Below are 12312 nucleotides of genomic sequence, written 5' to 3' on the forward strand. Positions count from 1 at the left end.
ATTTTCCAAAAGAAGTTATTGATAACAATAAAACCCTACATGGAAGGTGTTGGTATTACCTTCGGAGAAAGCGATGAAAGAACAAACAGCATTAAAGAAAGTCGCGGAAATGGCGAGATTGGCTGATAGCTATGTCAGTGCTTGGGGAGATGAGGCAAAAGTGTCTGAGGAGACGCTACGCCGCTTGCTCGCTTCGCTTGGCTACGATACTAGCAGCGATGAAAAACTATTGGCTTCTGCTGAAAAGAAACATAAAAAAGACGTACTAGCCCCTGTTCTTGTTTTACGCGACGGCGAACCAGTCGAAGTGGAACTAAACCTAGGTACGAGTGCTCGTGAGAGTGAATTCAGCTGGCGTTTAGAAACAGAACAAGGAGAGGTACTTGAAGGCTATCTTCAGTCCCAAATTGTTCGTGATGAGCGTGCTGAGGGTGGCCCTCTAGTGTTTGCATTGCCAAGGAACTTGGCTTGGGGTTATCACAAATTGATTGTCAGCCGTAAGCGTCGTAAAACGCCTTACGAGATGTCATTGATCATCACGCCGAAAGCGTGTTTCAAACAAGACGATCTAAACCAACATAAAAAGCTATGGGGTCCTAGTATCCAGCTTTACACACTGCGTACTCAGCACAACTGGGGTATCGGTGATTTTGGTGACCTAAAACAGTTGGTGAGCGATATCGCTTCTCGTGGCGGTGACTTCATTGGTTTGAACCCGATTCACTCACTGTTCCCAGCGAACCCAGAAGGCGCGAGCCCATACAGCCCGTCTTCTCGTCGTTGGTTGAATATCATGTACATCGACGTAAGTTCTGTACCTGAATTCGCACTGAGTGCTGAAGCTCAGCAACGTGTTGGCAGTGCAGAGTTTCAACAGCGTCTACAAAAAGCACGTGACTCTCATTGGGTGAACTACACAGAAGTTTCGCAACTGAAAATGAGCGTTCTTCCGCTGCTGTTTAGTGAGTTTAAAGCTCGCCATTTAGACAAAAACACCGACCGCGCTCGTGCATTCTTGGACTTTGTAGAAAAAGGTGGCGACAGCTTGTTACACCAAGCTGCATTCGATGCGCTTCATGCTGATTTACACGCAGAAGATTCAAACATGTGGGGTTGGCCTGTATTCCCTGAGAAATACCGCACATTCGACGCAGCCGGTACTCAGAAATACATCAAAGACAACCAAGACCGCGTTCACTTGTACATGTACCTACAGTGGATCGCAGACGATCAAATCAAAGAAGCGCAGTCACTGGCAGAAGAAAAAGGCATGGCTGTGGGCTTGTACCGTGACCTTGCTGTCGGTGTTGCCGACTCAGGCAGTGAAACTTGGGCCGACGACGGTAACTTAGTGTTAGACGCAAGTATCGGTGCGCCGCCGGATGTACTTGGTCCTCTGGGTCAAAACTGGGGTCTGCCACCGCTTAACCCTCAAGTTTTAGAAGCGACTGGCTACGACGCATACATCAAGTTGTTACGTGCCAACATGAAGCACTGTGGTGCATTGCGTATCGACCACGTACTTGGTCTACTTCGTTTATGGTGGATTCCAAAAGGTGAGAAGGCGACAGAAGGTGCGTATCTGTACTACCCAGTGGAAGACATGCTCGCAATCCTAGCGCTTGAGTCACACCGTCATCAGTGTTCAGTGATTGGTGAAGACTTGGGTACTGTGCCAGATGAAATCGTCGATATCCTACGCGATGCAGGTGTGCACTCATACAAAGTATTCTTCTTCGAAACTTCGAAAGAAGACGGTGGGTTCATTTCTCCGAAGCACTACGCAGAGCAATCGATGGCGGCACTGTGTACGCATGACATGCCAACCCTGCGTGGTTTCTGGCACTGCGATGATTTGAAAATGGGTCGTGAGATTGGCCTTTACCCAGATGAAAAACAGTTGGAAGGATTATTTGCTGATCGCTTGAAGTGCAAGCAAGGCATCTTAGACAGCGTTCGTTGGCACGGCTATTTGCCAGAAGGCATTGGTCATGATGCTCAGTACGTACCGATGGACTCGTACCTAAGCGAAGCGCTGCAACTGCACGTAGCAGCGGGTGACTCTGCATTGCTTAGCGTTCAGCTTGAAGACTGGCTAGAAATGGATCAACCGGTCAACATTCCTGGCACGGTGGATGAGTATCCAAACTGGCGTCGTAAGCTGTCGATGAACCTAGATGAAATCTTCAGCCGTGAAGATGTGAATCGCATTTCTAAACGCCTCACTGAAGTTCGCGCACAGGCGAGCAAATAAGATGCGTAGAGTGACGTAGATGAATGAGCGGATTACCAATTTTGTTAGCTCAGAGGTACGAAAGTTCCGTCTAGGTCACTCATTCCGAAAACACAATCCGTTAGGATGAAGTACCGTTATTATGCCCGCGACAATAGCGGGCATTTTTTGTTTTTGACATCGCTTGATGCATACATGTTTTAAGCGAAGTCTTTTGTGAGTTCACAACGTTGGCTGTGGAGAAACCGATGTTTGATTCAGATTTCTGGTCTTGAAAAGGATATTGGCTCTAGGGAGAAAGATTTGAAAACCACCAAAACCAAGAAAATAAAGAAACAACACGAACGCGCATATGAACTGCTTGCTGAGGCGGCTTACTCAGACCCATTTTCGGCGTTGGGGCCATTCATTGATGATGGCGAAGGATCGCTGCGAGTGTGGATGCCGGGCGCAAACAAGGTTGAACTGCTTGTTAATGGCGAACCTCGCGTGGTGCTTGAGCGTGATGGTGACAGCGGTTTCATCTTAAAAGAGCAACGCGATTTACACCTGACCCACTACCGTTTGGCGGTCGATTGGAATGGTGTTGAACAAATTATTGATGACCCGTACCAGTACCACAATATTTACCAAGAGTACGAGCATCTGCATACGCCCAAAGACATGTATCACTATATGGGCGCACACTTTGTCACGCTAGAACGTGGCGGTGAAAACATCTCCGGTGTTCGCTTCCTTGTCTACGCACCGCATGCATCGGCTGTTAGCCTTGTGGGGTGCTTCAACCAATGGGACGGTCGTCGTCACCCAATGCAACGTTTAGATTATGGCATTTGGGGTTTGTTCATTCCTGGCTTAGAAGAAGGCGTTCAGTACAAATTTGAGCTCAAAGGGCCAAATGGGGAAGGGCTGCCACACAAACAAGACCCTTGGGGTTTTTACTCTGAGCAGTACCCATCGTTCGCGTCCATTACTTACGATCACAAGCGTTACCAATGGCAAGATGCGAAATGGCAAAACCGCGCAGTGACGCAAAAGCGTGATGAAGCGTTATCGTTTTATGAGCTGCATGCTGGGTCATGGAAGCGCAACGAGAAAGGCGATTTCCTCAACTACCGCGAACTCGCGGAGCAGTTGGTTCCATACCTTGTGGATATGGGCTACACCCACGTTGAGCTGATGCCTGTGTCTGAGCATCCATTCTATGGTTCATGGGGCTATCAACCCGTTGGCTTGTTTGCGCCAACCAGCCGTTTTGGCTCACCTGATGATTTCAAATTCTTCGTGGATGCGTGTCACCAAGCTGGTATCGGTGTAGTGCTGGATTGGGTTCCGGCGCATTTCCCATCGGATGATCATGGCTTAGCGAACTTTGATGGTACGCCTCTGTTCCACGACCCGGATCCGCGTCGCGGTTGGCACCAAGATTGGAACTCATACATCTACGATTTAGGCCGTGAACATGTGCGTCGCTTCCTTGTATCGAACGCGCTGTACTGGTTTGAACAATTCCATATTGATGGCATTCGCGTGGACGCTGTCGCGTCGATGCTCTATCTCGATTATTCACGTAGCCACGATCAGTGGGTACCGAACGTCGACGGTGGCAACGAAAACTACGACGCAATCGCAACCTTAAAATGGATGAACGAAGAAGTGTACAAGCACTTCCCGAATGCGATGACGATTGCGGAAGAGTCAACGGCGTTTCCGGGGGTGTCTGCGCCAACCTTTATGGGTGGTTTAGGTTTTGGCTTCAAGTGGAATATGGGGTGGATGCACGACAGTCTTTCATACATCAAAGAAGATCCTGTTCACCGCAAATACCACCACAATACCATCACATTCCCGCTGGTTTATGCGCACAGCGAAAACTACGTCTTGTCTCTCTCTCACGATGAGGTGGTGTACGGAAAAGGCTCTATCCATAACAAGATGCCAGGTGATGAATGGCAGCAAACCGCAAACCTACGTGCATACTACGGTTATATGTATGGTCAACCGGGCAAAAAGCTGAACTTCATGGGCGCGGAAATCGGCCAAACGGCGGAGTGGAACCACGATGATCAGTTGCAATGGTTCTTGCTGGAATACGAACGTCATCAAGGCGTTCAAAAGCTGATGCGCGATTTGAACCACTTGTACCGAAATGAAGCGGCGATGCACGATCAAGATTGTGTTCCTGCTGGTTTTGAGTGGCGTCTACAAGACGAAGCGGATGCGAGCATCCTAGCGCACGAGCGTATCAGTAAAGATGGTGAGCGCATTCTGATCATCACCAACTTTACGCCCGTACCACACGAGCGTTTTCGTTTAGGTGTTCCAAATGCAGGTCAATACGAACTACTGCTGAACACGGACGACAGCAAATACGGCGGCAGCGATTTTAAAGTGCAGACCAGTGTGAAAACGGAAAAAGTCGAAAGTGAATCACTGCCTCAATCACTTGAGCTTCGTTTACCACCTCTTTCAACCGTGTTCTACAAGCTGAACAAATAATTCAACCTAATCAAATTCTAAGCCCGTTTTACAATGTAAATCGGGCTTTTTTTGACCTATTTTTTACCTCGAAAACTTGTTGTTCCTGATTGAATCAGGCAAGCTCGCTGGTTTGTTTATCATCAATCGCTAATGCATTGGGGAGCCACACATGTTGAAAAGGCTTAAGTCATTTCTATTTAAAATGGTGTTGATATTACTGATCGCCCCAGTCGTTTTGATTGGTGTGGTGAAATATGTCGATCCGCCAATATGGGGATGGAAGTTAAGCCGCATTGTTGCGCCACCAAAGAACTATCCAAATAGCAGCCAACACGAATGGGTACCCTTGTCGCGTATTTCAAAAAATATGCAGTTAGCGGTGATTGCGACCGAAGACCAAAAATTCCCTCATCACTATGGATTGGACTTCGAATCGCTATTCGACGTGATTGCTGAAGCAGGTGACAATGGCCCGTCGAGAGGCGCGAGCACGATTACCCAACAAGCTGCGAAAAATGTGTTTTTGTTTCCTTCTCGCTCCTACGCTCGCAAGGCTTACGAGCTTTACTTTGCTTTGCTGATGGAGCTGATGTGGAGTAAAGAGCGCATTCTCGAAGTGTATCTAAATGTGGCTGAATTTGGTCCCGGTATTTACGGTGCTGAAGCGGCGGCGCAGAATTATTTTGGTGTCAGTGCAAAGCAACTCTCGAAGTGGCAAGCAGCGCGTTTAGCCGTGGTGTTGCCAAACCCATATCGAATCAAAGTCTATCCACAAAGTGATTACACTGCTCGCCGCACAAGATGGGCAATGAATCAAATGAGCAATCTTGGCAGCGTGCAACTTTAAGTTCCTAAATCCATTGTGTTTAAATAGAACTACGCCCCTATATCAATAAAATGTGAAGCGTCACACCCTTTGGGGCGTAGGCAGTTAGAATGATGTGTTCAGTTTCTTATCTAGGCACAATTAGTGTGAATAAAACTAATAAATGTGCATGGTTACCATGTGCTACCAATGGACTGAACGATGAAACTGAACCTGATTACCACTACTTTACTGCTTGCGTCGGCAAGTGCCATCGCCGAGCCTAACATCACCATTTCTACCACGACCAACAGCCGTGACTTCCCATTAAGTGCAGAACAGCCTTTGGTTGTGCCTCTAACCAAAGACGGATACACGCTAAAAATCACGGGCGTTGAAGGTGACTGCGTTGCACCCGATGGTCAGAAAGTGAAGTTCAACAAACCTCTTGCGCTGAACTGCGGTAAGCCAACGGAGCTGCCATTAAAAATCCGCTTTACCGGCGATTACTCTTTTGCTTTTGATGCAGAAGCGAAAACACTGCGTTTTAAGCGTGAACCTAAGAAAGCCGCCAAGAGTGAGTTCAAACGCCCAATTCCACAAGTGCAATGTGAGGTTTACCAAGGCGGAGAAGTCACCATTGCGTTGGGTGATAGCTTCCCAGATGGTACCAAGTTGCGTGATGCCTATTCTGGTCAAATGGTCGAAGTAAAAGATCAGCAAGTATCGCTGACGCCAAGCAAAGACTCTGGCGGCATAGTGCTTTTAGAGCCTGTACAGAAAACCAAAGAAGCGGTGCTATTTGATTACCGAAACGCGAACATTTACTTCGTGATGGTTGACCGTTTCAACAACGCAGACGCAAGTAACGACAACAGTTATGGTCGCAAAAAAGACGGCAAAGAAGAGATAGGTACTTTCCACGGCGGTGACCTTAAAGGCGTGATTGAGAAACTGGATTACATTAAGAGCTTAGGTACAGACGCGATTTGGTTGTCGCCAATCGTTGAGCAAGTGCACGGCTTTGTCGGTGGTGGCGATAGTGGTTCATTTCCGTTTTATGCATACCACGGCTACTGGACGCGCGATTTCACCAAGATTGATGAGAACTTCGGTAACGAAGAAGATTTAAAAACGCTGGTGGAAGAGGCGCACAAACGAGGCCTCAAAGTCTTGATGGATGCGGTTATCAACCATTCTGGTTACTCAACATTGGCGGATCTACAGTTCGACGGTATCGATGTGTTAAAGCCTAATGCCGATCTGCCCAAGAAATGGCGCGACTGGCAACCAAAAGCGGGTGAAAATTGGCATAGCTATCACCAGAATATTGATTATCAGAGTCCGAACTGGGCTAAATGGTGGGGCGGCGATTGGGTAAGAACCGGCTTGCCAGGTTACCCAGCTCCGGGCAGTAGCGACATCACCATGTCATTGGCGGGGCTGCCTGACTTTATCACTGAACAAGGCAAAGCTGTAAAACCAGCTCAGTGGCTATTAGATAACCCTGGTACTCGCGTAAAGGCGCGTGACAATTACACCGTCTCGGATTACTTGATTGAGTGGCAAACTGACTGGGTGAAACGCTTCGGCATTGATGGTTATCGCGTCGATACGGTGAAACACGTCGAAGGTGAAGTTTGGAAACGCTTGAAAGAAGAGGCATCAAGCAGTCTTGAGCAGTGGCGTAAAGAAAATGGCAAATCAGGTCAGCCGTTCTGGATGATGGGCGAAGTCTGGGGACACACCGCGTATCGCAGCCCTTATTTCGATGATGGTTTTGACGCGTTGATCAACTTCGATATGCAGAAGAAGCTAGACAAAGGCGCGGCGTGCTTTAGCCAAATGGCAGACACTTACCAAAGCTATGCGGAAACTATCGCGAACGAGAAAGACTTCAACCCAGTCAGTTACATGTCTTCTCACGATACGGAGTTGTTTTTCTCACGTTTTAAAGATTACGGCATGCAACGTAACGCGGCGAACGCATTGCTTCTTAGCCCAGGTGCGGTTCAGGTTTATTATGGTGATGAAGTAGGTCGTAACATTGGCCCTTACGCGGATGATTTCCACCAAGGCACACGTTCAGACATGGTTTGGAAACTATCGGATGAGAAGCAAGCGCTGCTCAAACATTGGCAAACCCTTGGTCAGTTCCGTCAAGCACACCCTGCCATTGGCGCAGGTCAGCATCGAGTGATTGAACAAGAAGGCGCGTATGTGTTCTCTCGTTCGCTTGGCAATGACAAAGTCGTCGTGGCGTTTGTTGGGCGCGATAAGTAACTAAACGCTCTTTATGTCGATAAATAAAAAGCCCTTCCTTGAGTTATCAAGGAAGGGCTTTGTTGTTTTAGTTCGCCAGTTCTTGGTCGATGACTTTTTCTAGCTCGTCAAACGGCACATAGCCAGGAATGACTTGATCATTAATGATCAACGCAGGCGTGCCGCGTAAACCAAGTTGCGTGAAATACTGATAGTTTTTATCAAGCAGCGCTTTGGTCTCTTTGTCGTCGACAAGCTGCGCTTCTGTCCCCGTTTTCTTCGCGATTTGCTTTAACGAACGTGCATCATGTGCGCCCGGTTTTTTCACCAATAACGCATGCACTTGTTCGTACTTATCTCGCTGGTTTTGCCAAACATTTAATGCGTAACTTGCCGAGTTGTAGCCGTTTTTCTCGTATTGTTCTTTAAAAGAGACATTGAGGTTAAGCACTTTTATCTGCGGATATTCTTTGCCAACTTTGACCAGTTCTCCTTCTAAACGTTTACAAAAAGGGCAACTGTAGTCCGTTACGTTAATAATGGTTAACTCAGGGTTTTCAGCACCAAAAGAGGAATGTTTGCCATCACTTAGATAGTGACGAACCTCCTTCAAGGTATCTCCAAATGACTGTTGATACGCAATGTACTCTTGAAGGTTTTGGTGTAATGAATCAAGAATTTGAGGATTCTCTTTTAGTATCTGAGTAACTTCCTCTAGCTTTTGTTCTGCGGTCTTTTCTGATGCGAAAGATACGGCAGGTACGATAGCCATCATTAACGTCAAAAGTGTACGAGTGAATGTCATAATATTTCCTAAAACTTTTAGATTTCGTTGTTTGTTATGTGAAGTGAATAAAATACGTACAAAAGTCAGGCGAGAAGGTCTCTCGCCTTGCTAGGTTTATTCTCTAAACACACAAAGTTTTAGGTGAACCCGACACTTTTCCGGTATCGGTTCTGTGTATTCCAGATAATGAATTGCTGTGGATGCCATCGGCAGCGCCACAATCAAAGCAAACAGAAAAAATGGAATAAGAATATGATCAAACTGGTGTTGGTACGCTTGAACCAGCTTCTCTGAAAGGTCGCAAGATGGTGATAAATTCACGCTTTCATCTTGCTGACTCTGTATTTGGTGAGCCTTAGGGCAGCTTTTCGAGAAGCCGGAGTTTTGGCTTAAACATACCATCACCACCCAAAACACGAGGGCGAGTGTCCACTTGGCTATTTTAGGTTGTGAGCGTAACAATGGGCTGCCTAGTCCTGTTGATTCTGGTTTATGCCGTTTGCATATGACCGGACAATCCTAACCTAAATTTCATTATGGAATGTTACTTTCGAGTTAATCGATATCGCCTCAATGCCAAAGTATGAAGTACGTCATGAATGTTGTAGAAAGCAATATTCGTTGGAATCATTGCTCGGATTGATGAAGAGGTCCTGAGGTATCGATATAGATTAATATACCTAATTGTTAGCACAAATTTTTATTATCTTTCAAATGTGATTAAAATCATAAAACAAAACTTCATAACTGAGTCGCCAGAATGTTCGGCAGGCGGATTGATTTTGATCATCTCTCTAGCACATTATTCGGGTAAACATATGTGTCCTGTCCCACATGTGTAGGTAATGTTATGAAAAATCCTGTTCAAACCGAGCGCGAGGTTACGCTGGGGTGCTACGTTGCACTGGCGTTTGCGGTCGTCTTCTTTTCTGGTCTCATGCAATCGAACGAATGGTATGGCGTATTTGATTTCACCACGTTGAATGGCTCTTTCGGCAAGGTGGCTTATGGTGTCACCGAAACGGCTGACGGTGTGCAAGTTGCAACAACGTCGCTTCGTGGTACTGGTGGTAGCGGTGCACGTGACGGTTTCATTTTTGCACTTACTTTGATTCCTACCGTTATGTTCGCATTGGGTATGATCAATGTACTTGAGCACTATGGCGCACTAGAAGCAGCACGCAAACTGTTAACGCCGCTTCTTCGTCCAATTATGGGTATTCCGGGTAATTCTGGTTTGGCTCTTATCGCTTCGCTGCAAAGTACCGATGCAGGTGCGGCGATGACTCGTCAGCTTAAAGATGAAGGCCATCTTACCAAACGCGAAACCGATGTGTTCACTATGTTCCAGTTCACCGCTGGTGCCACCATTGTTAACTTTTTTTCCTCAGGTGCGGTGCTGTTTACGCTGACGATGGCGGATGGCTCGCTTGCCGTAACGTCTTCTATTGGTTTGGCGGTTGTGGTGATGTTCTTGTTTAAAATTGTGGGTGCGAACTTATTCCGTATCTACCTGAACATCACAGAAGGTAAAGAAGACAAGCAAGAGCAAAACAAATCTGAGAACTTAAAAGAGGAGACGGCGTAATGAGTGACGTAAAAGTAAGTAAGCCGATGGTGACAGATATTTTCGTTGAAGGCGCTAAAAAAGGCTGGGTTATTGCGACAACATCAACTGTGCCTAACGTTCTTATGGCGTTTGTCATCATTAAAGCGTTGCAGATTACTGGCGCGTTGGATTTGATGGGCTCGGTATTTTCTCCAGTAATGGCAGTTTTTGGTTTGCCAGGTGAAGCGGCTGCGGTGCTGATTGGTGCTTGGATGTCGATGGGCGGCGCAGTTGGCGTGGTTATCACATTGTTTGACCAAGGCATCTTGAACGGAACGCACATCGCGATTCTTGCACCTGCAATTTATCTAATGGGCTCACAGGTTCAGTACATGGGTCGAATTATGGGACCTATCGGTACTGAAGGTCGTTATATCCCAATTATGATTGCGATTTCCGTATTGAACGCATTTGGCGCAATGCTAGTCATGAACTTGTTTGTTTAGGGGGCAATCATGCAGTTTTCTCTCAATGAATATCTCGAAGAACTTCGTCCTCTCATCAATGTCGATTGTGGTACGTACACCACTGATGGCATTGAGTTCATCGCTTCTCAATTTGAAGAGAAGTACCAAGCGATGTCAGGTTGGAGCGTAAAACGCATCGACTGTGGCAGAGCGGGTATCGGTCTTGAAGTTCGAAACAAGCCTGAGGCTGAGCAAGTTGACGTGATGCTGATTGGTCACATGGATACCGTGTTCCCTGTCGGCACCGCCGGATTACGTCCTATGTCTCAAGACGCTGACAAAGCGTACGGTCCGGGTGTGTCGGATATGAAATCTGGCTTGCTGAATATTGTGTACGCGATGCGTAACCTCGACCAAGCGGTGTTGGATAAACTGTCGATTTGTATCTGCATGAACCCAGACGAAGAAACCGGATCGTTAGATTCGGTCGACTGGATTCAATCTGTTGCAAAAAACGCGAAAAACGTATTGGTGGCAGAAGCAGCACGCGCAGACGGAGGTTTAGTCAAAGCGCGCAAAGGCATGGCGCGTTACAAAATCACGTTTAATGGCATTGCAGCCCACGCTGGCAACGAGCCAGAAAATGGCCGCAGTGCAATTACCGAGATGGCGAACTGGATTCTCGCAATCAATGCTATGACGAACTTCGAATCTGGCACCACATTAAACGTGGGTATTGTGTCTGGCGGTAACGGCGCAAACATCGTCCCTGAGCACGCTGAAGCGATCGTGGATGTGCGTTTCTGGAGTAATGAAGAATACGATGATGTCGATAGCAAGCTAAACGGCATGCTGGAAACACCATTCGTTGATGGCGTTAGCATCGAGTTGGTTCGTGAAGCTTACAAACCTTCTATGGTGCCAAGCGCGCAAACTGAAAGCTTGATGGCATTAGTTGAAGAAGCAGCAAGTGAACTGTCTATCGACATCAACTGGAAAGAAGTGGGTGGCGGCTCTGATGCAAACAATACGGCAATTCTTGGCGTTCCAACTTTGGATGGTCTAGGACCTATCGGTGCAGGTTTCCATAGCGATCAAGAGTATTTATTGCTTGAGTCTATCGAACCACGTATCAAAATGCTGATGCGTGTACTGGAGAAGATAGCTCAGTAGCGCACTCGACAACTTAGTTACCAACATCACGATCCCCAGACTTCGGTTTGGGGATTTTTCTATCTGTGTTTTTGTTTCACTTTACTATCATTTCTTGTTATTAATCTTGCGTTCAGGTTCGATTTATTAATATGTTGGCCACAGTCATAAATTTCGGAGGCAACGATGAGCACAACAATGTCTGTAAAATCGGCGCCGAAAGACGCCAAAGATCAAACGATGCAAGCGCCAGATGAGAAAACATTCTGGCGCAAAATGAAAGGGTCGGTTAAGAAAGCGGGTGAAGAAATTGCCGTTATGGGTATCAAATCATGGCTCGCGATGACAGATTCCAACACCGCCGTTCGCCATAAGGCGATTTTAGGTGGCGCGTTGGCTTACTTTGTATTACCAACTGATATGGTGCCAGATGTGTTAGCAGGCGTCGGCTTTACCGATGACATGGCAGCGCTTACCTTAGCCGCTAACTCAGTCGGCAATGCCATTACTGAAGAACACGAAGCACAAGCTAGAGAAAAACTGAATTCGATGGCAGATTAGAAAGAGCGTTTCTAG

10 protein-coding genes are annotated in these 12312 nt (G+C 46.9%); 8 read left to right on the forward strand and 2 right to left on the reverse strand.

Features of this window, described 5'->3' with window-relative positions:
• The first annotated feature begins 73 nt into the window (after positions 1-73).
• The 4 genes from malQ to ACWYVB_RS07605 all read left to right on the forward strand — a co-directional run bounded on the left by malQ (position 74) and on the right by ACWYVB_RS07605 (position 7802).
• On the forward strand, positions 74-2254 hold the full coding sequence (malQ, locus tag ACWYVB_RS07590; protein ID WP_257888572.1) for a 4-alpha-glucanotransferase: 2181 nt from the start codon (positions 74-76) through the stop codon (positions 2252-2254).
• 282 nt (positions 2255-2536) lie between these two features.
• Complete coding sequence (glgB, locus tag ACWYVB_RS07595; RefSeq protein ID WP_317410561.1) at positions 2537-4732, forward strand: 1,4-alpha-glucan branching protein GlgB; 2196 nt, start codon at positions 2537-2539, stop codon at positions 4730-4732.
• A gap of 151 nt (positions 4733-4883) precedes the next feature.
• The gene (mtgA, locus tag ACWYVB_RS07600) at positions 4884-5561 is read left to right on the forward strand and encodes a monofunctional biosynthetic peptidoglycan transglycosylase (RefSeq protein ID WP_182019579.1); all 678 of its coding nucleotides are present in this window, start codon (positions 4884-4886) and stop codon (positions 5559-5561) included.
• 180 nt (positions 5562-5741) lie between these two features.
• The gene (locus tag ACWYVB_RS07605) at positions 5742-7802 is read left to right on the forward strand and encodes an alpha-amylase (RefSeq protein WP_317410559.1); all 2061 of its coding nucleotides are present in this window, start codon (positions 5742-5744) and stop codon (positions 7800-7802) included.
• A 67-nt stretch (positions 7803-7869) separates the two neighbouring features.
• Here the strand turns inward: ACWYVB_RS07605 and ACWYVB_RS07610 are convergent, their stop codons facing one another.
• Both ACWYVB_RS07610 and ACWYVB_RS07615 read right to left on the reverse strand, forming a co-directional pair.
• The gene (locus tag ACWYVB_RS07610) at positions 7870-8586 is read right to left on the reverse strand and encodes a DsbA family protein (protein ID WP_258665037.1); all 717 of its coding nucleotides are present in this window, start codon (positions 8584-8586) and stop codon (positions 7870-7872) included.
• 96 nt (positions 8587-8682) lie between these two features.
• Positions 8683-8970, reverse strand: a complete 288-nt coding sequence (locus ACWYVB_RS07615) for a hypothetical protein (protein WP_317410657.1) — start codon at positions 8968-8970, stop codon at positions 8683-8685.
• 448 nt (positions 8971-9418) lie between these two features.
• On the opposite strand from ACWYVB_RS07615, the gene ACWYVB_RS07620 reads away from it, so the two are divergent.
• From ACWYVB_RS07620 to ACWYVB_RS07635, 4 genes are all read left to right on the forward strand, one after another.
• The gene (locus tag ACWYVB_RS07620) at positions 9419-10156 is read left to right on the forward strand and encodes a nucleoside recognition domain-containing protein (protein ID WP_317410556.1); all 738 of its coding nucleotides are present in this window, start codon (positions 9419-9421) and stop codon (positions 10154-10156) included.
• Positions 10156-10623: a YjiG family protein gene (locus ACWYVB_RS07625; protein WP_005458317.1), complete on the forward strand. Its 468-nt coding sequence runs from the start codon at positions 10156-10158 to the stop codon at positions 10621-10623. Before ACWYVB_RS07620 ends, ACWYVB_RS07625 begins: the two co-directional genes overlap by 1 nt.
• A gap of 9 nt (positions 10624-10632) precedes the next feature.
• Positions 10633-11757, forward strand: coding sequence for a M20 family metallopeptidase (locus ACWYVB_RS07630; RefSeq protein WP_025546037.1), 1125 nt, complete (start codon positions 10633-10635; stop codon positions 11755-11757).
• 165 nt (positions 11758-11922) lie between these two features.
• Entirely contained in the window at positions 11923-12297 is a 375-nt protein-coding gene (locus ACWYVB_RS07635; protein ID WP_301579159.1) for a YkvA family protein, read from the forward strand.
• The last annotated feature ends 15 nt before the right edge of the window (positions 12298-12312 follow it).

Source organism: Vibrio sp. JZG10, from assembly GCF_054064075.1.